At 42.5% G+C, this 22,236-nt stretch carries 21 protein-coding genes and 1 tRNA gene; all 22 read right to left on the bottom strand.

Translation table 11 applies throughout. The features are described 5' to 3' along the window. A partial coding sequence (locus tag PGQ38_RS17410; protein WP_270432859.1) for a hypothetical protein occupies window positions 1-220 on the bottom strand: 220 nt, incomplete at its 3' end. A 1-nt stretch (window position 221) separates the two neighbouring features. After that, window positions 222-3,335 carry a phage tail protein gene (locus PGQ38_RS17405; RefSeq protein ID WP_270432856.1) on the bottom strand — a complete coding sequence of 1,038 codons (3,114 nt, stop codon included), beginning with the start codon at window positions 3,333-3,335 and terminating at the stop codon, window positions 222-224. Window positions 3,336-3,349: 14 nt separating this feature from the next. Beyond that, window positions 3,350-3,811, bottom strand: coding sequence for a hypothetical protein (locus tag PGQ38_RS17400; RefSeq protein ID WP_187565533.1), 462 nt, complete (start codon window positions 3,809-3,811; stop codon window positions 3,350-3,352). 72 nt (window positions 3,812-3,883) lie between these two features. Next, window positions 3,884-4,645: a phage distal tail protein gene (locus PGQ38_RS17395; RefSeq protein ID WP_270432853.1), complete on the bottom strand. Its 762-nt coding sequence runs from the start codon at window positions 4,643-4,645 to the stop codon at window positions 3,884-3,886. Next, a complete protein-coding gene (locus PGQ38_RS17390) occupies window positions 4,642-10,911 on the bottom strand; it encodes a phage tail tape measure protein (protein WP_270432851.1) in 6,270 nt (2,089 codons plus the stop codon). The genes PGQ38_RS17395 and PGQ38_RS17390 overlap by 4 nt, the downstream gene beginning before the upstream one ends. Window positions 10,912-11,379: 468 nt before the next feature. Then, entirely contained in the window at window positions 11,380-11,772 is a 393-nt protein-coding gene (locus PGQ38_RS17385; RefSeq protein WP_227198994.1) for a hypothetical protein, read from the bottom strand. 17 nt (window positions 11,773-11,789) lie between these two features. Next, complete coding sequence (locus PGQ38_RS17380; RefSeq protein ID WP_227198995.1) at window positions 11,790-12,377, bottom strand: major tail protein; 588 nt, start codon at window positions 12,375-12,377, stop codon at window positions 11,790-11,792. 3 nt (window positions 12,378-12,380) lie between these two features. Then, window positions 12,381-12,728 carry a phage tail protein gene (locus PGQ38_RS17375; RefSeq protein ID WP_227198996.1) on the bottom strand — a complete coding sequence of 116 codons (348 nt, stop codon included), beginning with the start codon at window positions 12,726-12,728 and terminating at the stop codon, window positions 12,381-12,383. After that, entirely contained in the window at window positions 12,725-13,150 is a 426-nt protein-coding gene (locus tag PGQ38_RS17370; RefSeq protein WP_227198997.1) for an HK97-gp10 family putative phage morphogenesis protein, read from the bottom strand. The genes PGQ38_RS17375 and PGQ38_RS17370 overlap by 4 nt, the downstream gene beginning before the upstream one ends. Continuing rightward, window positions 13,147-13,494: a hypothetical protein gene (locus tag PGQ38_RS17365; RefSeq protein WP_173719572.1), complete on the bottom strand. Its 348-nt coding sequence runs from the start codon at window positions 13,492-13,494 to the stop codon at window positions 13,147-13,149. The genes PGQ38_RS17370 and PGQ38_RS17365 overlap by 4 nt, the downstream gene beginning before the upstream one ends. After that, a complete protein-coding gene (locus PGQ38_RS17360; RefSeq protein ID WP_227198998.1) occupies window positions 13,484-13,771 on the bottom strand; it encodes a phage head-tail connector protein in 288 nt (95 codons plus the stop codon). The genes PGQ38_RS17365 and PGQ38_RS17360 overlap by 11 nt, the downstream gene beginning before the upstream one ends. Window positions 13,772-13,781: 10 nt before the next feature. Beyond that, the gene (locus PGQ38_RS17355; RefSeq protein ID WP_270432845.1) at window positions 13,782-15,023 is read right to left on the bottom strand and encodes a phage major capsid protein; all 1,242 of its coding nucleotides are present in this window, start codon (window positions 15,021-15,023) and stop codon (window positions 13,782-13,784) included. Window positions 15,024-15,050: 27 nt separating this feature from the next. Further along, the gene (locus PGQ38_RS17350) at window positions 15,051-15,869 is read right to left on the bottom strand and encodes a head maturation protease, ClpP-related (RefSeq protein ID WP_227199000.1); all 819 of its coding nucleotides are present in this window, start codon (window positions 15,867-15,869) and stop codon (window positions 15,051-15,053) included. Between the two features lies 1 nt (window position 15,870). After that, complete coding sequence (locus PGQ38_RS17345; RefSeq protein WP_227199001.1) at window positions 15,871-17,127, bottom strand: phage portal protein; 1,257 nt, start codon at window positions 17,125-17,127, stop codon at window positions 15,871-15,873. A gap of 1 nt (window position 17,128) precedes the next feature. After that, window positions 17,129-18,895 carry a terminase large subunit gene (locus PGQ38_RS17340; RefSeq protein ID WP_195379780.1) on the bottom strand — a complete coding sequence of 589 codons (1,767 nt, stop codon included), beginning with the start codon at window positions 18,893-18,895 and terminating at the stop codon, window positions 17,129-17,131. Further along, window positions 18,892-19,374, bottom strand: coding sequence for a phage terminase small subunit P27 family (locus PGQ38_RS17335; protein WP_173718553.1), 483 nt, complete (start codon window positions 19,372-19,374; stop codon window positions 18,892-18,894). The genes PGQ38_RS17340 and PGQ38_RS17335 overlap by 4 nt, the downstream gene beginning before the upstream one ends. A 97-nt stretch (window positions 19,375-19,471) precedes the next feature. Continuing rightward, the gene (locus PGQ38_RS17330) at window positions 19,472-19,834 is read right to left on the bottom strand and encodes an HNH endonuclease (RefSeq protein ID WP_233456074.1); all 363 of its coding nucleotides are present in this window, start codon (window positions 19,832-19,834) and stop codon (window positions 19,472-19,474) included. Window positions 19,835-19,996: 162 nt separating this feature from the next. Then, window positions 19,997-20,068, bottom strand: a tRNA-Ile gene (locus tag PGQ38_RS17325). A 107-nt stretch (window positions 20,069-20,175) separates the two neighbouring features. After that, complete coding sequence (locus PGQ38_RS17320) at window positions 20,176-20,601, bottom strand: DUF1492 domain-containing protein (protein ID WP_270432842.1); 426 nt, start codon at window positions 20,599-20,601, stop codon at window positions 20,176-20,178. After that, on the bottom strand, window positions 20,573-20,893 hold the full coding sequence (locus PGQ38_RS17315) for a hypothetical protein (RefSeq protein ID WP_270432841.1): 321 nt from the start codon (window positions 20,891-20,893) through the stop codon (window positions 20,573-20,575). The genes PGQ38_RS17320 and PGQ38_RS17315 overlap by 29 nt, the downstream gene beginning before the upstream one ends. 16 nt (window positions 20,894-20,909) lie before the next feature. Then, the gene (locus PGQ38_RS17310) at window positions 20,910-21,119 is read right to left on the bottom strand and encodes a hypothetical protein (protein ID WP_118581644.1); all 210 of its coding nucleotides are present in this window, start codon (window positions 21,117-21,119) and stop codon (window positions 20,910-20,912) included. 329 nt (window positions 21,120-21,448) lie between these two features. Next, window positions 21,449-21,994 (bottom strand): hypothetical protein, encoded by a 546-nt coding sequence (locus PGQ38_RS17305; protein ID WP_118581748.1) that lies wholly within the window; start codon window positions 21,992-21,994, stop codon window positions 21,449-21,451. Between the last annotated feature and the right edge of the window lie 242 nt (window positions 21,995-22,236).

Below are 22,236 nucleotides of genomic sequence, written 5' to 3'. Positions count from 1 at the left end.
CATTATTGAAGCTCTCACTATTTAATTTGTTGAGTGCCGCTAGAAGTGTCATCTGTCCGGCATCCAAATCATAATTTTTTGATGTAATTTTATTCAGAATCGCATCTGCCAATTTATCGTAGTCAATCAGCTGTGGTTCTCCTGCGCCAACAAGGAGCAGCTGATCTGAGGTTTCTGGGGCTGTTTTGGTTGAAAGTGCATTTATTGCTTGATCTGCCATATTAGTTTTCCCTCCATATTGTTATTGGTTTTCCGGATCTTGTGGTAAGATATTTTCCGGATTTGGTTGTAAGGTTATATGTGTCGTAGGTTGTGAATCTGCCGGCGCAGGCGCCGCCGAATTCGTAATCTTTGTTCTGAACTGTAATTTGATAGCCATATCCCAGATAGTATTCTCCTGATTCAGTCTTTCGCCTCCAGGTAAACCATTTGTCCGGATAGTTCTTTGTTACATCCTTTCCCTTTTGGTAGACTGTCGCGTACAATGTCGTTGTGTCATTTCCGTTGTCCAAGTACCGAATGTTATACAGAAGCGTTCCATCTGTTACACCTTGAAGTTCCGAATTTGTTTCCTTCAAAGATGCCTCAAAGCCTTTTACACTTGATTCTATCTTCGTTACATTCTGCTGAGTTGTTGCAATGGCTTCCTTAGCCTGGTCTGCAGTCTTCTGAGCAGCGGCTATATCACTACTCAGGCCTTCTGCATCTGCCAGAACAATAACTGTCTGGCTGTCCAGCTCCTGTGTACTGCTGCCTGCGGCGTATAATGTAGCGCGAATTGCTTTAATGTCAGAACTTGAAGGTGTATAAACCTTCTGCAATTCATCAGCAGTCGGCTGATATTTTACGGTATAATTTATGCCATCTGTGGACTCTTCCACTTTGTACCGCCCTGTATAGCTGTGTACTGTACCATTATCCAACTCCAGCGCGGAAAAAGTCACACTTGCCGGAATCAATGTTTTTCCATCTTTTTGCTTACGGATAGCAAGAACAGACGCCCGCAGATTGTAGTTAATACCAATCTTTCCGTCTTTCGCTTTGCTGATGGAAAATCTCTTTTTGATGCGTGAGCCACCGCATATTGCAGTAAGGTAAGCACCGGATCGGGTAGTCAGTCGCAAACCTGACCGGGTAGTTAAATATCTTTCACCGGAGCCATACACTGCTTCTATATCAACATATCCATCATCCGTGGACATTGATTTTACATAATATGTTCTAAGCTTCGCATTCCAGTTACCGGAAACTCCTTCTGATACCGCCACTTCAAAAACCGCATCATATGATACATCCGTATCTCCTAAATACACCGTCATCCTTGTATAGCAATCGCTGTAATCTCCCCCGGATCCATCCGTGTTGGTATGAACCACATGGGAATCATTATCCAGGGAAGCTCCAAGAGCATCCAGAGTAGAGATACCTGATAATACTGAAAGCGCCTGCTGTGCGGTATCCGCTGCTGCAGATGCAGTACTGTTTGCAGCCGCTGCTGTCTTTTTGGCTTCTGAAGCGCTCTGATCAATAACTGTAATATTCTGATCCAGCCGGGTATACATCTGGTTCAAAGATTGTCCGGATTCATCCATCCAGATCCGGCTGCTCTTAATAGTTGAATCACTTCCATTAATTGCCGATACCACAGACGGAATATCAAGCTTTGTGCCGGCAATGGCTGCATCATCGGATACCATCTTATTTACGATCAAACCGTCAGCAATGGCTTTTTCCTTGATTCCGGTTGAATCAATAAGTACACCAGTACCAGTCTCATCAAATAAAGAAAATGTAAAATTCTTCCTGACATCCTGACCAATCTGAATACGAACATTTCCGTTTTTGTCACTCCACTGCGCTGTGGGACCTTTGATCAGAAGTCCTCCATCTGGATCCATTATGGTGAATTTGCTTGTAAGGATTGTTCCAGCCTGTAAATCTCCCACAGAAACATATTGAATTACTGCATTTTTAATTAAAGCTTCTTCCAATACTGCATTCTGTGATGTGAGGTGAATATTCTGTAGTTCTCCGATACCGGCAGCTCCGGAAAGAAGATTCTTGATGTTTCCGTATAATACATCCAGATTTTTTACTTTTTCCTGTTCCACTTCCAGCTTTTTTATTGTTGCATATTTTAAATCAGCGTCTTCCGCTTTAATGTAGTTGGTTTCAATTTGTCCAACAGATACTTTTAACTCAGACAGATCTCCATTCAGAGCATTATATAGTCCCTGAAGATTTCCAACCGCACCACTTCCGGATACCCCCTCTTCAAAATGCAAAATATCCGATACATTGATCGTTCCTGTGTACCGTCCATCATCACTGATTACAGTATTGATAATCTCCTGTGCCGCCTGGAGCTTTTCCCTGGCTTCTTCGAAAGACGGAAGCTTATTCGCCAGTTCGCACTCATCTTTCGTATGATTCTGCGGATACTGTGTAAGCTTGATAATCCGCTGTTTTTCACGTATCCCGGTAGCGGCATCAATCAATGTGATTGTATCTCCCAGAGAAAAAGAGAATCCACTGTATCCAGCTTTCTGTTTCGCCAGATTGATAATATCAGCGCTGTAAGATACTTCCGGCTTAGACAGATCCTTCAGTTTCGCTTCTGCATCTTCCTTCAATGCTGCAGCATCCGTATAGGATTCATCCTTCCAGATGTATGTCTTAACTTTTTTCGTGTACTGATAATTTTCCAGATAGTTCTTTCCATCATTTACCGATTCAACAGTAAGTCCGTCCTGTCCAATTGGAATAATTCTTGTGTAATAATCGTAGGAACTGCCTTTTCTCTGCAGTCTTTTAAGATTGAGCCCGGTAAGGAAAAAGGTTCCCTTATCCTGTCCAACCTGCTCATAAAATGATACCGTCTTTTTCTTGGTGTCATAAACAACTTCACACATGAATGCGGTGCACAGCTTCTGGATTACTCCAAGCGTGTTCGTTTGCAGGATACCTGCATTTCTTTTCTTTGTCACCGTGCATTCACCCACTGTCCAGCCGGATCCAGCCAGGGCAAGCTTGGCCGCATCTGAAATTGTGGAATCTGCAATGCTGAAAGAGCTCCATGGTTTAGCTTCCAGTTCTTCCAGGTTCAGCACTGCTACAAAAGAAAGAAATCCATCTGTACTCACACCTTTTTCTTTTACTACATATTCATCATCCTGAGTCTCAATATAGAATTCCTCACAGATTTCATGATGACGGGCCATGTATGTAAAAGAGAGCGTCCGGTCACCTGTAGTAACGTCGCCCTCAATCTTTAAGTCCTTGTATTTAACAATATGCCCTATGGCATTGTGGTTTGTATCGTAGATCTTAAGCATAGGGCCTCCTTCTTTTAATCTTCAGAAATCATAAAAATAAACGGTTCCAGCTCTGCGCTGGTCAGATCCAGCCCTTCAAATAATGATAATGGCACTTTTTTAGGCTCAAAATCGGTTTCCTGGATTGCCAGCTCATTAAGTTTTCTTTGATACTCCTCCATACTTTTACCTGGACGGAGACTTATGCTTATATCCTGCACAGGTCGTTTTTCTGCCTCTGCAGCTTTTTGCTCTTCCTCCCAGGCCTTCCGTTCTGCGGCTGTGTCTCTGTACTCTTCAATGATTGATTTCTTCGTTTCCTCATATGGCTGCAATGCCTGAACAATTGCTGCTTTATTTTTATTAATTGAAAAAGCAAGCTGAATTTTTCCGGAAAGAATTTTCTTCCCTGATTCTTCAAATTTCTTTTGTTCCATATTCTGGAACTGCATAATCCCATTGTATGCTAATATCATTTCCTGATTTGTCACTTTCAAAAATCCTCCTTAACACACATATTTCTTTGAAAAATTTCTGTTTTTTCAACATTCCTGGCGATTTTTCCGCAATTACATAAATCTTGGACGGTATTTAACCGTGATATCCATCCAGGTATTATCCAATGTGATTCTGTTCGTTCCCGGCATAAGTACCGGCAGGCTCCAGATGTCTACATCAGCGGATTTATTTACTCCTGCCTCTGTGATTTTTCCGGTTTCACCATCCAGGATAACGGTTTTATCCTTTGTTGTATTCCTGATTGTAACCGGCAGGCTCTCCCCTGTATCCGGATTACGATTAATTCCCTTAACCGTGAATGCTGACGCACCTGCAGCACGCGGAGTAATTTCCACTATGCAGGGCGTCCAGATATTTCCAGGGTTTGTTATTGCTATTTCCAACATTCCGGATGCAGACTGTGAATATGGAGAACCATCCGGTTTTTCAGCGTATTCATAGCATGAAAAATCAACCGTAATCCTGCTCAGTCTATTGGATGTTACCCGCAGTTTTCCAAGTGGGTTTTCAGCAAAATCATGTTTTACCATATATCCGCAAAATTTATGGTCGAACTTATCCAGTTCCAGGATGACCGACTCGGACATCATCTTGGAAAGCAAGGTGCTGCAGTTCTGCAGGATTTCATTCCGATCCGCGCCATATACCAGGAAAGTGATCTGTATTGTTTTGAACCCGATGGAACCGTTGACGAAAAATGGCAGTGGGCTGCCCCTCTGCCATTCGCTTTCATTTTCGATACTTGAAAAATCCGGAGTCACATTCCACTGCCTGGCCTGTGCCCCGGATATATCCCAGCCATTTATTTTCATCTCAGCCGCCCCCTTGTATGCCTTGTAGCTGCCATTTCATTCTTGATATTTATGTCTTCCCGGATTTCTCCGACCAATTTGTCTTTATCCATGAATACCTTTAAGTTCTTCATGGTGCTTATCATGCTCTCCGTCATGGCTTCCATGGTTCTCATCATTGAATCCATTTTGCTCAAAATATCGGCATTATCTGCCTGTGAGCTTCCAGCCAGCTTCGTCTGCCGTTCAGACTGCTGCCGGATCAGCCTGTTAAGCTTTTCAATTCCGGCAGCCCCTACATCCAGAGATCTGTCTGCCAGGAACCGGTCCGGGTTTGTAGCAAAATTATAAAGGTTTTCTGCCCCCTGTGGATTGATCACTTTATCACCGGTAAGCATATTCTGCATGATCGCTCCATCCGATTTACGAAGGACATACTCCTGTGCGTTATTTTCAAAGAGCCATGCCAGCTGATCTTCCAGGATATTCTCTGCTCCGGTTCGAAGTCCCCGCTTTTTCATTGCCGCCAGTATAGCTTTCTTCTGCTTAGATGACGGCTTTGCATCCGCTTCCACGCTAAGGGCATCTGCTATCTTCTTTACAGTGGAATCATTCACACTCCTGCCGTATTTTTTTACAATATACTGCCACAAATCTGAATGTTTCTTTTTCTCTGCATCCGACACGGATTTCTTATGCGCCTTGCTTGCATTTATCAGCTTCTGTACTTCTGCAATCTCTGCCGGTTCCTCAGCTACGCCCACAGTCACTTTATCCAGTTCTTTCTTTTGCGCCGGCGCAATTTCTGTCTTGGATATATTTCCAGAAGTGCCGGATCCGGAAGAAGCTGAACTGGAAGCAGTTGCTCCACTGGTTTCGAAAGAAGCTGACACATTTTTTCCAGCCGGCGATACATTTACATCAAGCAATGTCTCGCCGGTTCCTGCTTTCTGAATTCCGGCGATCAGACTCCCTACAATGTCCTCACCAATCTGGCCAGCCTGTTCCACCAGAGACTTCAGGCCGGTAGATAAGCCCTCATTCAGCTTTGCAACCGCGGAAGCATTTTCAGCCGCCAGATCATCCAGCTGTTTCTTATAATCTTTCCTGGTGTCACTTATCTGCTGGTCAATAGCATCCCGCGTAGCCTGTGTATCTTTTTTTGCCTGCCGGTCTGCTATCTCCTGCTTTTCTTCCCAAAGCTTGTTAAATTCATCCAGTTGCTCTGCAGTCATCTGATTCAGGCTGTAAATATTGGCGGCTGCTTCTGGTCCTGCATCTTTCAATTCCTGCAGCAGCCCCTCTGAAAGTCCCTTTCCGCTCAGTTCCTGTAACTGGTTTTCCCACAGTTTCAGTCCCTCAACCTGGGTATTCATATTGTAAATCAGACGATCTGCAGTATATCCGGAAGCATCCCAGGCATCATAGTTATTCATGGATGAAAGGATGTCTTTCTTCCGATCAGCTATGGCACTGTTCCTTTTTTCTTCTAGATCCTGTATGGTCTCATTTAGTTCTTTTTCAAGCTTTTCCCGCTTATCATTGTAATCTTCATCAAGCTGCAGCTGTTCTTTTTCGTAATCTTCTTTGGCTTCCAGGTACTTTTTATCTGCTTCTATGCGCTCATCCGCGCCGGCTGTGAACTGTTTTCTGGCAATATCCCAATATTCCATCTCTGCCCTGGCGGACATGGAATAATAGGTCTGGTAGGTCTCCATAAGGGATTTCTGTACTGAAGCCTGGGTCTTTGCAGCTTCCTCTCTGGCTTTGGCTGCCTCTTCCTGCTTCTCCTGCTTTTCCTCGTAGATCTGCGTGTCCAGTTCCTGGATCTTTTGTGTTGCTTCATACCAGGCATCAGTTCCGCTCTTTAAATTCTTTCGAACGGTGGTCCAGTAATTTTTCTCCTGGGCTAAAGAGGTAGCATGTAATGTCTTGTACTTTTCCAGCCGTTTTTCAGCAGCACTGAGAACCTCAGAATTATAAGTTTCTGCATCCTTAGTAGTTTTCTTTTGATTATCTCCGGATCCGGTAACTTTTTCTTTGGATACACCAAAATTGTTCTTTATACTGCTGCTCAGTGCCTTGCTGATCGTGGAACTGCTGTTAAGCTTATTGAGCTGAGCGGTTGCCTGTTTATAGGCCGTGGATCCTTTCACAGCTGTATCACGTATCTGCTGCCAGTACCATTTTTCATTGTCCAGGGAAGCTTCATGGCTCTTATTGTATTGCTTAAGCCAGCTGGTGGCGTTTTTCAACACAGACTGGGACATTTTTCCAGCGGCTGCAGTTGCTACCTTTGTGTTTTTAGTTATACCAGACGCAGTACCTGCAGGTAACTGATAGCCGACTTCTTTCTCAAATTTCTTTGATGGAGAATGGATCTCTGCTGCTGCCTTGGCTGCGGCAATACCTGCATTGATCATTCTTATTGAAGCGCTGATGACCTGGGACTGGCCTGCTGATATACCTTGTGCTACACCAGCAGCCGCGTTGTATCCCGCAGTGTAAAAGCTATTCTGATAGGTCCGAACCGCGGCCACTGCCTGGCTTGCCATGGTTCCGGAAGCGCTGATTGCGCCACTTTTTCCGGAATTTATACCAGTCTGATACAGCTGAGCGGCTACCGTTCCGGCTTTCTCGTATTCGCCTTTTTTCTCTTCGGCTGCCTTCGCTCCGGCGGACGCCATCTCGCCACCAGCCTGTTCAACGCCAGACTGCTGATCTTTAATTGAATTCTGGGTTCCTTCTCCTACAGCAGTACCCACATCTTCACCTGCAGACTGTGCATCTGCTGCCTGCTGCTGGATCAGTGCCAGAAGTTCCTGCATAGCTGATACCGCCTGCGTACCACCGGCATTAATTCCTGCCTGGATTTCTTCCGGGATCTGGATACCCGCTTTATTGGCGATTTCTGCCACGCCCTGGATTGTTCCTTCAATAGTTCCGTTCAGCTGATCTATTGCCTGTTGAGGGGTTATCTCACCGCTTGCAATTCCATCTGCAAGTCCCTCTGGGATCTGTACACCGCATTCCTGCGCCATCTGGACAGTCTGCATGAGAGATTCCTGTGTGGCTGCCGGAAGCTCAGCCCAGCCTTCTACAGCCGAAGCAACGGCATTGTCAATGGACTCGCGCAGATCAGAAAAATCATAATCTGTGGATCCAAGCTCTCCCACTGCCAACTCATAAGCGGTCTTGTTTGCCGCCATCACCGTTGCTGTATCCTCAGAAATGTCCATTGCATCAGTCCACTTCTTGGAGATACCTTTCAGCTGTTCAACACCGTATTCTCCCTGGTTATCCAGAGTCCATACCATGTGCTGGAGCATATTAGCCGCATCAGTTCCTTGCTCCTGGATTGCCTGGATAAACTCTGCGGAAAAGATCGCTTGCCCGCTCTCATCTGTGGCTTCTTTTAGGCGCTGGAGATTCTGCTGATAGTTCTGGATTCCATCCACCCAGGACTGCAGGTTTTCGTTCATCTGCTCTGTGGTGATATCATCCCCACCATCGAATTTATCTGCAAAACTGATTTTATCCTGCAAATCAGCCTTGATAGAATCCATGGTGGAATTGTATTCATCCAGGATCTGACGCATGGCAGTCTTAGCAGCGTCCGCGGCTTCCTGGGAGCGTTCCATGGTTTTGTTGAACCCTTCCAGGGCTGTACCAGCTCCCGCTGCCGCCAATCCGGTTGCTTGGATTGCATCAGCATTATCTTCTTGCGCCTTTGTATTGTCTTCTGTTGATTCAGTATTATCCTTTTTTGCTTTTGTAATGTTTTCTGCACTTTTGGCATATCTTTCCTGTTCTTCCGAGCATTTATCAATTGTTTTTTGATTTTCCTCAATTGCTTGAGAATATCCTTCCGTTTTCTCTGCACAATCAGCTATGCTCGTAGCTGCTATTCCAGTTGCATCACCATATGCTACTGTTCTTCCATCAATAACATCCAAACGTGAATCCAATTCGCTGCTACTATCGCTTAGATGTTCCATAGCATAATTAAATTCATCCTGTGTTATTGCACCTTTTTTTAATGCCTCTGTATAAAGTTTTGTTTTCTCTGTTGGAAAATCAATATCAACTTGATAACTTGGATCTACGCTGGCTTTCTGTCTTTCCTCTTGGAGCTTTACAATTAATTCTCTCTCTTTTTCCAAGAGTTCCATTCTATCTTCAGTGTTTTTTTTCTGTTCCTGTGCTTTATCCAGCTGGACCTGTGCCGCTAAAGACTCATTGATTAAATCCTGTGTGGCTGCAATTACCGCCTGTTGGATTGCTGTTTGCTGATAGTTTTCTACCAGTTTTTCCAGCTCATCATTAGTTACACTCAGTTTATCATTTTCATCATCATAAGCACCAGCCAGTTCTGGAATGGACTGTGACAATTTGTCCACGATGGATGCCATTTCCTGTTTCTGGACAGCTGTTCTATCTTCAACATTATTTAACTCTTCCAGTCTGTCAGCCAGAGCGCCTACATTTTCCACTGAATTCAGGGTTCCGGTAAACTGATCGTCAATCGCCTGTACATTATCTGCAACTTTCTGGGAGGATTGTACAACTTCATCGTACATTTCTTCCATTGCATCTTTTTGAGGTGTAATCACGTCTGTTAAGCCAGATACAATATCAGTAAGCAGTTCCACACCATCCTGCAAAGGACCTGAAATGTAATCATACGCCGCAATTCCCAGTCCCTCAGTAGCAGAACTAAGCTCTGTCAATTTTCCCTGCAGATTATCCTGCATGGTATCTGCCATATCAGAAGCAGCACCAGAACAATTTCTCAGACTCTCCTCATAGCCAGCCACCTGATCAGCGCCGGTATTAAGAAGCATGTTCAAGCCCTTAATGGAGTCAGACGTAAAGGTTGACATGAGAGCCGCCTGTTTCTGTGCATCTCCCATTCCATCTGTAGCATTTTCTACATCTTTTAGGACGTCCGTCATGTCGCGGAAGTTTCCGTTGGAATCCATGACTTCTACAGAAGTATCACCAATGGCAATCTTTCCGTCCTTCATCTTACTGGTCAGATCTCTCATTATGGCAGCAAGGGAGGTACCAGCTTCACTGCTCCGGAGTCCGTTGTTTGCCAATGCTTCCAGGAAAGAGGTAGTGGTCTCAATGTCCTGACCGGCGGCATTCATATTGGCACCACAGTTCTTATATGCCTCGCCCAGCTCTGCTGCTGTAGTAGAACTGTTTGCTTGTGCATATGCCATCATATCTGCTAAATGAGTTGACTGTGAAGCTTCCAGATTAAAAGTACTGATATTGTCTGTAACAATCTGGGATGCATCTGCCAGATCCATATTGGAAGCGGCTGCCAACTGTAGAACGCCATCAATACCAGAAAGAGTCTGGTTTACAGACCATCCGGCCAGGGACATATTTGTCATCGCGTTGGCTGCTTCCGTTGCAGAGAATTTCGTACTACTTCCAAGGCTCTTTGCCTTATTTTCCAGTGCTTCCAGCTCTGATCCGGTTGCTCCAGAGATAGCCTCCACTTCACTCATTCCAGCTTCAAAGGAACTTCCGACTTCCACCACATACTCTGCTGCTTCCTTTGCCTTATCACCAATTGCCGAAATAGCTTCTCCTGCAAGTTCCAGGCCCTTTGCTGCTAAAGCTTCTCCAAAACCTTCCTTCAAGCTCTCTCCGAACTCTTTCGTAGTAGTGATAACCGTCGTTGTTTCTTTTCCATATTCGTTTATGCTCTTTGCGCATTTATCCGTAGCATTTTGTGCTTCCTGCAGATACTTCTCATTCTGTTTTAAAGCCTGGTTATTTTTTTCTATATCATTCTCGGCGTCACTAACTTTTTTAGACCAGTCCGATACTTTTCCTTCGCACTTCTGGCACTCCAATCCCTGTTTTTCAACAGCCTTCTGAAGGCTTTCCACTTCCTTTGACTGCAGCTGATACTCTTTTGTACCATCCTTTCCAGATTTCTGCATGTTTCCCTGGGCTTTTTCAGCATCTTTCAATGCCTTGGAAAGTTCTTCATATCTCTGCGCCGCTTTCTGCGATACCTTCTGTGCATTTTCCAGTCCTTTTTTCGCAGACTCCGCCCTTTTCTGATAACTCTCAGTCTGCTTTGACAGGTTTTCCTGCTTTTTAGTCAGAAATTCAAGAGAATTGGCATTTCCCTTATATTCTGTGCTGAGTTTTTTCAGTTCAGAGTTAAGCATTGCACTTTCTTTTTTCGCATTTGATACGCCCTGTGAAAATTGTCTTTCTCCGTCCAGTGCAAGTACAATTCCAATTTTCTTTCCTGCCATAGTTAGTCCTCCCAACAAAAAATCCACATAAAAAGAGCACCTCAAACTGAGATGCTCTTTTTACATGGATTTTTATTTATATTTATTTCTTTGATATTGGGACTTCATCAATGTGGGTTTTATACACCACCGGTGATGTAACCCATTTGATAAATTTCTTTATCAGAGTCCCTATCAGTATTGCTAATAATAACAATACAAACAATATTACCAATAACATATGCCACCCACCTTTCTGTTTTTCTTAATTATAATCCGCAGCTCTGTAAATTTCAATATCATTTAACAGAGCTGCGGAAGAAAATCAGAAAATGGTGTCCAAATTTAACTCTTCGTCCTTTTTTCTTAATCCGTTATAATCCAGATACTCATTATAGATCAGATAAAATTTCCGAAGTGTCATCTCAAGCACCTCTTTTTCACTATAATTTAGTACCTTACATCCCACATACAGTAACCGGGCTACGTTTATAGCCCGGTCTCCTGGTTTGGGTTTTCTTCCTCTTCGTCTTCAGTATCTTCACCGTCACTGTCAGGATCCGGCATGGAAAATCCATATGCCTCCAGCAGAGTAATTGCTATCTTTTTCATTTCAGCTGGTTTTATAATCCCGTCAATATCTTCTGCTTTTACTTCCTTGCCTGTATCTACGGTAAGAAACGCAGCAATAACATTATAAAATGTTTTTACGTCTTCTGAATCAGTTTTGAAATCTGCCACCCTCGCAATTGCCGGCATAGTTTCCACTAATGCTTTATTACAAGTTTCCTGGATTGCTTCAATTGCTCCAATGGTGAACAGGATATTATATTCCTGTCCACCGATAACGACCGGAGCTCCTATTGGTCTTAAGTCGCTCATATGATCTCCCTCAATGTTTACTCAGTAATTGCTGCCTGTTTTTTTAGCCATGCTTTCGCTTTAGCTTCGCTGTCAAATACGAGTTTTTTACCGATTGACATCTTGCCATCAACTTCCACTGGGTATGCTTTACCTTCAATGGTGGCAGTCTGGAAGTTTGTAGTGTCACCTTTTGTCTCTGCATTTTCTGTAGGCTCACTATGCTGGACTTTGTACAGCCAGATAACAGTGAAACTAACCACACCATTTTTCTTTCTGCGCTTATAGAAACCAACTCCAAAGTATGGAGCTTCGTCTTCTGATCCGATTTCAATGCTCTCAGGAGTTCCTTCCTGACCTGAATCTCCTGCTGCCTCTTTTACATATGTATGACCAAGCAGTTTCGCCTGTTTCTCCAGAGACAGATCGTCAATGCCAAGAGAAGTCCCCATGTCTCTTATGCTTTTATCAGTCTCAGCTACTCCATCATCTGCAAAAAGCTCAACTTCGTTTTTATTCGGTGTTCCAGTAAAGTTGATTGCTTTCGCAACAACGAAACCTTCTGTGTACTTGTTTCCTTCTGCCCACTTTGCTGCTACAGGATTTTTCATACCAATATGTGCCATGTGCTATTCCTCCATATCATAATCATTTTCAAATTCACATTCGAATACAATGTGTCTTGTTTTATTATCTGGTTCCATCAATACGGTTACATCAGGATACGTTCCACCTTCTTCCAGGATCACTCTACGAATTTTTCTTTTTGCTTCCAGGTAATCCTTGGTTGATGGCAGGAAATAATGAATCTGCATTAAGGATATATCCTCTACAGGCTGATTGTCCGCAAACAGTTCTGCACCATCCTTCACATAATTAAAGGTAATATATTCACTATTTCCACCGCCAAAGAAATCTGATGTCACCGGAATGCCAAGAGGCTTCAACGCATTTATTATCTTTTGATTTATTGTCACAGCTTGTCCACCTCCGCGCCAATTACCTCTTCCATAACCTGCATTACTGCATTTTTGCTTTGTGCTACTGCTGCCGCGCGTACAGGTCTTGGCTCCTGGCCGTGTGACCTTACACCATATTCCAGATAACCCATTTTTTCAGCATTTCTAAAACCATTTTTATCAGTTCCATTGGGTTTTACCACAGCAAACACTCCGAGACTATTGTCTCTTGCGTTTGTAGCAGCTATGGAAGCTTCCAGTTCGCCTGTTGAATACGGTTTTCCGTATTTATCCCTTCTGTTAGCTGCGGATCTGATCTGTGTTTTCAGGTTTTTTTCGACAATTGGGGCGGCCTTATTCACTGCTTTTTCAGCCATTTCACAAGGATTTGCCAGCTTATTCAACATCTCTTCAACATCTTCAAAACCTGTTATCGTCATCCTTGCCATTGTCCTACCTGTGCTTTCCCACGTTCACGCATCTGACAAGTCAGCTGCACCTTCATGGATTTATTTTTCTGATATCTGCGCTTTATATCATAAATTTCACCTGTAGACTCATCCACCAGGAATGATTCTCCAGAATAATTACACGCCATGATCTCAACAACCTGGTCTGCTGTATAACCATTCTGTTTCGCAAGAACCTCATCATCCCTGGTACTGTCGCGGAAGTCTGCCGGAATACCACCGATAAATTCATATGTTTCCTCCATCATGATTCCATTATCATTTATCGTTGGATCATTTTTCTTTACCGGCAGCGAAATACTTTTATTCCACATCCAGGTCACTTCCTTCCAGTGTCATGCGAAAAACTTTTTTTCGGTACAGATCCAGATACATTCGAGTATCTGAGCGGTCATTTCCAAGATATGCCTTTACATATAAAGTCACAGCTGTAAGGACTCTCGGATCATCCGTATCCTTCTTGAGAATATCAGGAGGCACACCGGAGGTCTTCATGTCCTCCAGTGCATCTTCAATGTAAACGCTGATATCCTCGTTATACACTTTAACGCCTTCTGCAATTCCACATCTTTTTTTTATTTTTTCCAGCATTTATTCACCATCATTTCTGCAGAAGATAAGCATTTACAAACGCCTCTTTATCCCTTATCTTAACGTCTTCTCGTTCGATAGCACGATAAATAGTCAGATCTTCCGCGAATGCATTAAGGTCACCGATTGAAGCAATATTGGAAGTCATGATTGTAGTCTTTGCACGGTCAAAGTACCAGATACCTTCTTTCAGATCTCCGATTATAACCGGAATCTTTGTCGCACTGGCCTCATAATAATTTGCAATGTCCTGTTTTTTCGGCTCATCAACTGCTGTATATACCTCTTCCACTTTTGTGTAATAAGTTTTTTTGGCATTTACATCAATATCTTTCGTTTGCTCATATGTCACTGTGCTTGGTAAATCCCCTTTTGGGATTGCCTCGACCGGTACGAATGTACCACCGACCGCAAGTCGCAACTGCATGGTATCTTTTGGATCCGGTGCAAGAAGGTATCTTCCAGTAGAATCTTTTAATGTATCTAAATACTGTAATCCATCATCATTGGTAATGATTCTGGAAGACTGCTTAAATGCGGATCCGAGGGTAACATTGAGAACTTTTTTAATATCATCCAATCCGTTTAATTCTACTTCTTTTTTGGTCTTAATCTGACCCATGATTAGATTATTCTCAGTTACTCTTGCTTCATCTCCAATCCACTCAATAAGTGTAGAAGCGATATTTGCATCACTGTCAGCCAGGAGCTCATTGGTCACTGGAAAATATCCTGCATATTTACTGATTTCATAATCAATACGCTCAAACTGTGGAGTATTTTTTGCACCGATCTTACCACCTTCACCAACTTTGGTGAATCCAGTCTGCTGTGAACGCTTCTTAAAGGTTCTGGATCCTTTTACGGTTTTAACACTTTCCTTTCGTACCAGCTGTCCTAAAGAGAATTTTGCCTCTTTATATTTATTAATTCGTGTCTGGATATCATTCGGAACAGTATATCCACCATCAGCTTCAGTTCCTTCATTCATGGAATTCTTCACACGGAATCCATTTCTTGCAGCCTGTGCAAACTCTGCTGTAGAATCTTTTGGTGTTCCTGCAGGAACCTTACTCTCCGGCACGGCTGCTCCATCGTCCAAGTCTTTCAGAATATCAAATTTATCCTGAAGCTCTTTCAGTTCATCTTTAGCTTTTTTTGCTTCTTCCAGTTTTCCTTCATTGGCAAGGTTCTTAACTTCATCTTTTTTCGCGTTAATCTTCTCCAGAAGGTCTAATAATTCTTTGTTCACGTCTTTTTCTCCTTTCAAAAAGAGAGATCAAACACCATACCGGTCAAGATCTCCCAATAATTCAGCCTTTATCTTTTCATTTTCCAGGTTTCTCTGATTAGCCTCTTTTGCTTTGATTTTTTCCATAACTGCATCTGCAATAGCGTCAATATCCAGAGTTTTATTTTCCGGTTCTTCATGCTGCTTTAATGCTTTTGGGGTCTTTGAATACTCATCAAAGTAATTACTTGTACAAGCTGCTGCCTGTACACTGTCCTCCACTTCAAAATCAAAATAATCAGTAGTATCACTTCCGACCATCCAGGTCTCTGCGTTGATCAGATTATTGATTTCCTCTTCTGTAACCCCTTCTTTTGTCTTCGACATGTATGTCTGCAGGATTGCTTTCTGGCAAATATCCAGAGTATCTGCATCTTTTCTCAGCTGATCTGCGTTCATACTGGTAAAAAAGTAACCATTTGTAGGCTTATGAATCATAAAGGTTCCATTTGCCGGAATCACAATCCGATCACCGGCACATGCAATCACAGAAGCAATACTGGCCGCAATACCATCAATATAGGTGGTAATCCTGGCATTATTGCGTTTCAACATGTTATAAATGGTAATTCCGGCAAATACAGATCCGCCTCCACTGTTTATGTGAAGGTTAATCTCCTGTATGTCTTCCAGATTTTTCAGGAAATCTGAAATATCAGAAGGACAGGTATCATCATCACACCATTTTCCCCAGTCATCAGATACGATATCCCCAAAAATATTCAGATCTGCTGAGATTTCTGTCTGATTGCAGATTTCCAATTTTCCTACATTCTTTTTCTGGTTTTTCAGCAGTAATACTGGCATTCTACTCACCTCCTTTGGTGTACTGTGTTCCAACTTTTTCAAGCGGAATATAATTTCCATTCACAATGAGCTTATCGCCATCCGGATCATCCGGCATATCCAGATATCTCCTCGCTTCATTTGGCTTGTATATTCCATTGTTTACAGCATCTTTTAGCATTTCCATCTGTGTCTTTGTATCAGTCCTCAAAATTGCCTTCTCATTAAACTTATAAAAAAATCCATTTTCTTCCTCTTTCAAGCTCAGAACTTTCGCATTAATCTCTTCTTCATACATCTTTAGTCTGTACAAAGCGGTATCAACTAAAAAAGCCAACTGCTGGGTTTCACTGTTTGAATAACTGGATTTTTCATAATTATTGATCTGATTCGGCTTAATACCGAATGCTCCGGCAATCTGAAGTGCGGAATACTTTTTTAATTCGAAAAACTGTGCGTCAGTCAGATTCATTTTCAGTGGAGTAAGCTGTAGTCCGATTGGGACAGGTATTACCCTTCCTGCATTTTTCGGGCCTGACAGTTTATCTGCAAATTTTTTCTGCAGTGCTTTTATCTTGCTCTCTTCCAAATCACCCACGTACTGTAATGCCATGCTTGCACTTAGTCCCTGACGATAAAGGTTATTCATAAAATTCTGACTTTCCAATGCTCCACCCACGGTATCTTGCAGAATTTCCCGCACAGATTTTCCCATAATTCCATTTAAGGAATACCAGGTTTTAAAGTGCATAACCTCACTGGATCTGAACAAATACTGTTCACCGGTCTTGGGATCATTGTACTGATAATACAGTTTCCCTTTTCCTCCAAACACACCAACATCATCCATATATACAGTCACACAATCCGCCTGCATTGGCCAAAGATCCAGGACTTTGTAATGTCCTCCATATTTTTCTCTTTCAAAGGTACCACGCATCCAGATATAGCCATTTCCATAATGCTGACAGTTCATCTCTGTAGTAGTCCACAAAGTTGTGGGTGTCATTATCGTGTTCGGTCTCACAGTCAGAAGCCTGGTAATCTTGCTCGGCTCTGCCCTGATCCGACCTTTAGGCGTTTCCTGGTAGTACTTTAACGGCACTTTTCCCATGGTTTCGCTGAGCATTTTTAAGCAGGTGTAATATGTCACCTCTTTCTCAACATCTGGATTAGTACCAGTTATTCCCAGCCATTCTTTCAGATCATCGTCATCCATGTCTACCGTTGGTCGCGTCATTGCATTCCATGCATTTTTTAATCTGTCTAATATGTTCATGTTACCAGTCACTTTCCAAAAATTGATCTATTCCCTCCTGGTAGCTGGATCCGAATTCATGATACATTGCCAGCTTAAATCCACACAAGGTAGAATCCACAGGGTCAATTCTTTTTGTTGTAGCATCTTTATCTATCTTAATCAGTCCCTGGTTGGTTCTGATCACTGCATTGCTCATTGCAAAATTCAATACAGGATTGTATTCGTACAGGACATTTCCGCAATATACCTGCTCACGGAATCCCTGAGTAGCTTCATTCAAGTGTTTATGGCTCTGGAAAACTTCCTCCACTGTATAACCTTCGTTTGATAGATCCATCATCAGCTTACTTGCATTGGCAGGGTCAAAGCACAGACATTCTATGTTCCAGTCATTCTCTGCACATGTATCCAATACATATTGCATTACTGCATTCTGGTCTACAATCGGAGTATCTGTCACTGTAATAAATCCCATTCTTTCCCAGGCATCATAATCCACTTTATCTTTTGCCTTTCTTTCAGCCAACTTCTCCCGATTCGGAATGAAAGAGTGGGAATACAGTATGTATTTCACAATTTCTTTTCCAGTCTTGTCAAATTCGCCTGATAGAAAGGGAATTACGAATGTAACAGATGTAAGGTCTATTTTGGCTGACATATCGAACCCCACATAAACACTCATTCCATGAGTATCAATAGGGATTTTATCAACCTGGCAGGCTTTCCACTTTGCCATGTCCATATATCCGTTTTCTTTTGCCTGAACCCAGATATTCAACATTTTTGTGAGAAATGCCGTCATCTTTTCCGGTATTTCTTTGGCTACCCGCCAGGCTGTACGGATCTTATCCGCGCCATTTTTATAGCTCATCCTAATCGGATTCGCTTTTTTCCAGATGTTTTCATCTTCCAGGTTACGGATATCATCCTTATAATCCTCCGGATCCACTTCGCAGATATCCACCAGATACTCTTCATTCTCCACATCCACATCCGGATCCAGTATCTTAGAGCAGTATTGATACTCCTGCACATAACATGGATAAGTAAGATCCATCCCTGCAGTTGTAATAATCATCAGCAATGGCTCTTTGGTGTTTGCTCCAAGACCAAGATCATAAAACTCAGTAGTCTTATGCTGATGGTATTCATCCAAAATCAGTCCGGCCGGATTGGTTCCATCTCCATTCTGGCCATCCTCTTTCGACAATGCCTTTATGAAGCTTCCAGTTTTTCTGTGTATTACAGCATCCCTGGTGATTTTAAAAAGAGGTTTCAGTGGAGATTTATTCAGCATGAGCTTAGCTTCATTCAAAATAATCTTCGACTGATCCCTCTTGGTTCCAGCAGTATAATATTCGTAATTTTCTTCATTTCTCGTAGCCATAACTGATATTTCATATAAGGCTACACCAGCCTCCATCTGAGACTTGGCATTTTTCCTTCCAACCTCAATAAAAGACTGTTTGAACCTTTTATAACCGGTAATATCTTCGCGCCATCCGTAAAGTTGGCACAGATTAAATTTCTGCCATATCGTCAAGCTGATCGGCTGTCCTGCAAGGTCACCTTTAGAATGCCGTAGCATAGAAAACCAGTCTACAATTTTTGATGCTTCCTCTTCATCCCAATGATAAGGCCATACATTAGCCTGTACATTCTTTGCATCCTCTTTCTTGCAATCCCTAAGGAAGCGCATACAAGCCCATTTATGTTTTTTCCCTGATATTTCTTCCCCGGCCAGACAACGGTTGGCGTAATCTATCAGTTCTTCTTTGATGGTCATATATTGCCAAATTTATTTGTGATAGCTTCCCTTGTCTTATCAGACTTCACTGCTGCAGCTTTTAGTCTGGCGTCAATAGTGAGTCCACACAGGGAAGCAAATTTTCTCATTTCCTCTGCGTATGTGCGCTGAATATCAACCATTGGATTTTTCACCACAATAACGCCATTCCTGGTCTCTCGATCAATGTAATAAGTCTGATCTTTCAATATCTCTGTAGCCTTAACATAGTTAGCAAAAGCATTACAGTAACCGCCCAGATTGTTACGATCCAGGTTCCCGATCAGATTGATCTTTTCCAGTTCCTTGACAATCCTGCGCCACTCTTTTTTTGCCACATTATCAATTAGCCAGGTAGGAGGACGTTTTAATTGATTTTTGTCCGTAGTCACACTGTCTTCTTCTGCTTCCCTGGTCTGCATTGTGATCACAGTAAGATTTCCCCGCTGCTCTGTCAGCGGCTTCCTCGGTCTTCCCATTCATCCTCCCTCCTTCCTTTGCCAACTTTTTATGAGTATTTAGAATTTTGCGCAAGCTATAGGGCAGGCGGGGACGACGGCATTTCCTGAAAACTTTTCAGACCGCCCCTCCCGTCTGTGTATAAAAATCCACAAGCATTTTTGCAAGCTTTTTTTCCATCACTGGTCTCTCTTTTTTATACATCTGCTCAATTTTTGAATGTGTATCGTGATGTAATGGCATCAGATTCTGCTTATCGCATCGTTTATCCCATGCTTCTTTTAACGGAATAATATGATGCACTGTATCTGCTGCCAGAATTACTCCTTCCGTCATGTAGACATACACATCAATCCCGCAAGCACTGAGAATATCAGATCTTGTCAGCTGCCATTCCCTTGAATCATAAAATGTTTTGCTTTTCTGATTTCTGGCATTCTGATCATATATCCGATAGCGTTCTTTATCTCTTTGTTTCATGCAGGGACACCTGCTGCCGGACGGAATTCTTTTTCCGCACCTGCCACATCTCTTATATATCATCTTTTTCTCCAATAAAAAACGCCCGGCCGTGCCTGCCAGACGTTTGTGGAAGTATGTATGAGTCAGTATTGTACCATTATATCGGCGGTACTAACCGAGTCGGAACAGATGGAACCGAACCACCGACACGCTGGATATAAGCCAGCTGCTCTACCACTGAGCTATGTTCCGATATACCTGCCAAGCCATAGTGCCTGACAAGTAAGGGTGCAACCGATTGATATTTGATTCATCCATCTGAATCTATTATAGTTATAACACGAATCAAGTATACCATTCTATACCATCTTAAAATTCTTCAATGCTGATGAATGCAGCCTATGTACCTGTGTCCATCCATAGCCCATCTCTGTTGCTACATCATCCCATTTTAAGCCCTTTATATAGCGTAAGCGCAGAACTTTCCGTTCATCTTCTGAATGCATTTTGCGGATCTGATTTTCAATCTTCCGATATTGTTGAACTTTTTTTAACCGTTCTTTCTTTAACAGTTCAATCTGCTCATCCAGTATTGCAATATAATCAGACAAATCAGATTGACTGCTGCCCTTTGGCATACCATCATTTACTACAGAAGGGAACATCTTATCAGCTCTTAATCTTTTGATTTCTTCCAGGATGTCCCGCTCTCTTTTGACTGCTCTCTGATATGATTTTAAATATTCCTTTTTCTTTTCATTTTCTTCCTGCAATCTCCTGTCCATCGGTATCACCTCCTGTTTTCAGCCGTTCCAGTTCCCAGTATGTAGGTGATCTGGTTATGCCATTTGGTAATTGTAATTGCACTACATGGGGATATAATGCTTTTATCCTGGCTTTCACCTTTTGGGTGATGATCTTCCCGTCACCAGAAGCATAACTGGTTTGTATGATCTGAATAATATCCCCTCTTTTGATTCCATGTTTCTCTTCCAGTCTTCTCTGCTGTCGCTCCCATTTCTCTGCTTCAGCTATCGCCCACTCAGCTGTTGGGTCTTTATATTTTTCATGGTTCATTACAAGCTTTCACCTCCTACAAGTCTGCCAGTTCCTTTTCATATATTTCTTTTTGCTGCCTTAACCATTCTGCAAGATCATTCTGGAATCGCTTTGACTGTCCATCATCAGTTTTTGGAGAAACAACTTGTACCCAATGATGTTTATCATGTTCTTCCAGAATCCGCGTAATACTTTTAACATCCCGCTCCAACTCTTTTGCCTTTTGTAATGTGTCCTTATCCATTCCGCAATTCCTCCAGTTCTGAAAAATCCCATTCACGCGGTAGTGTGGATCCGCAATGGCTAATCATGGCGCAGCGTACACAATGTGGGTGTTCCGCACAGTACCTGCTTACTGTCTTTATTGCACACAGCAGCTCTTGATTTGTGACTGCTGCCTGCTCTGTATTAATATTTTCCTTCGCTATTTTCTTTCCCCTACTCATATATCATCATTCCTCTGCTTTTTCTGTTTTTTTATCGCACATGACGCCCATAGTAATACACCAAATGCTCCAAGCACAGTTCCAATGCCAAATGCTATTAATAAATCAACCATTTTTGATTTCCTCCTCAATGTCCGCTCCGCAGCATACAAAACAGCAACTCTGTCATGGATTTTATTCTTATACCCTGCCTGCATGGCAATACGATTTCCAGCTTCCAGTTTCTGTCCTCGCTTAATGGTGTGGGATCTTTAAATTCTTCCGCTGCTTCTCCCCAGAACGGAATAGGAACCATAACTCCGTAATAAATTGATGAATCTGGGTGTTTTTCGCGCATGTAATTAGCAAATTTACCACTTCTAAAATCTGGCTGAATTTCTTTGTAACACTCCATCGTAGTTACTATATAGTTCTTTTCTCCAAAGAAATTCAAACCATTACCGCTATAAACATCTTCCTTACAACTTTTGATCTCATAGCAAGTGAATATGCCTTTTTCTATTCCGGATACAGAGTATTGATTTGCCGGGCAAAACTCCATATAATCCACTCGTTTTGCCTTTGATGTCCATGGATCAATGCTAACCTCGCTGGCCCAGTGCGAACCAGCTCCACCAATACGAGTAGATACAAGTAGTTGTCCAAGGAATTTGGTTGTTTCTGCTCTTGTCATTTTCTCACCTCGTTTTAAGGAATTTGGACATTATGCTTTTTTCCCACTGCTTCCACGGTTGCGCTTCCCATTTATTGCAACTATGGTCATCTCTGATCCAGATTCCTTTCTTGTCACATAGAAGATCGTCATTGTGCCTGCAGGTCTTACAGGTTCTATCTTCCATCTTGCTATTCATTTTCCATCACCCCTCGTACCTATTCCCTGTTAAATCCCATCTCTTCATAAATGTTATAATTTGC

This window comes from Blautia faecis (assembly GCF_027662325.1).
GTDB lineage: Bacteria > Bacillota > Clostridia > Lachnospirales > Lachnospiraceae > Blautia_A > Blautia_A faecis.
This window is presented reverse-complemented; position numbering and strand designations above follow the sequence as displayed.

Coding starts and splice junctions, on each gene's coding strand:
- PGQ38_RS17405 (WP_270432856.1), bottom strand. CDS start 3,335: ATGCTTAAGATCTACGATACAAACCACAATGCCATAGGGCATATTGTT.
- PGQ38_RS17395 (WP_270432853.1), bottom strand. CDS start 4,645: ATGAAAATAAATGGCTGGGATATATCCGGGGCACAGGCCAGGCAGTGG.
- PGQ38_RS17390 (WP_270432851.1), bottom strand. CDS start 10,911: ATGGCAGGAAAGAAAATTGGAATTGTACTTGCACTGGACGGAGAAAGA.
- PGQ38_RS17385 (WP_227198994.1), bottom strand. CDS start 11,772: ATGAGCGACTTAAGACCAATAGGAGCTCCGGTCGTTATCGGTGGACAG.
- PGQ38_RS17380 (WP_227198995.1), bottom strand. CDS start 12,377: ATGGCACATATTGGTATGAAAAATCCTGTAGCAGCAAAGTGGGCAGAA.
- PGQ38_RS17370 (WP_227198997.1), bottom strand. CDS start 13,150: ATGACGATAACAGGTTTTGAAGATGTTGAAGAGATGTTGAATAAGCTG.
- PGQ38_RS17365 (WP_173719572.1), bottom strand. CDS start 13,494: ATGTGGAATAAAAGTATTTCGCTGCCGGTAAAGAAAAATGATCCAACG.
- PGQ38_RS17360 (WP_227198998.1), bottom strand. CDS start 13,771: ATGCTGGAAAAAATAAAAAAAAGATGTGGAATTGCAGAAGGCGTTAAA.
- PGQ38_RS17350 (WP_227199000.1), bottom strand. CDS start 15,869: ATGCCAGTATTACTGCTGAAAAACCAGAAAAAGAATGTAGGAAAATTG.
- PGQ38_RS17345 (WP_227199001.1), bottom strand. CDS start 17,127: ATGAACATATTAGACAGATTAAAAAATGCATGGAATGCAATGACGCGA.
- PGQ38_RS17340 (WP_195379780.1), bottom strand. CDS start 18,895: ATGACCATCAAAGAAGAACTGATAGATTACGCCAACCGTTGTCTGGCC.
- PGQ38_RS17335 (WP_173718553.1), bottom strand. CDS start 19,374: ATGGGAAGACCGAGGAAGCCGCTGACAGAGCAGCGGGGAAATCTTACT.
- PGQ38_RS17330 (WP_233456074.1), bottom strand. CDS start 19,834: ATGAAACAAAGAGATAAAGAACGCTATCGGATATATGATCAGAATGCC.
- PGQ38_RS17320 (WP_270432842.1), bottom strand. CDS start 20,601: ATGGACAGGAGATTGCAGGAAGAAAATGAAAAGAAAAAGGAATATTTA.
- PGQ38_RS17315 (WP_270432841.1), bottom strand. CDS start 20,893: ATGAACCATGAAAAATATAAAGACCCAACAGCTGAGTGGGCGATAGCT.
- PGQ38_RS17310 (WP_118581644.1), bottom strand. CDS start 21,119: ATGGATAAGGACACATTACAAAAGGCAAAAGAGTTGGAGCGGGATGTT.
- PGQ38_RS17305 (WP_118581748.1), bottom strand. CDS start 21,994: ATGACAAGAGCAGAAACAACCAAATTCCTTGGACAACTACTTGTATCT.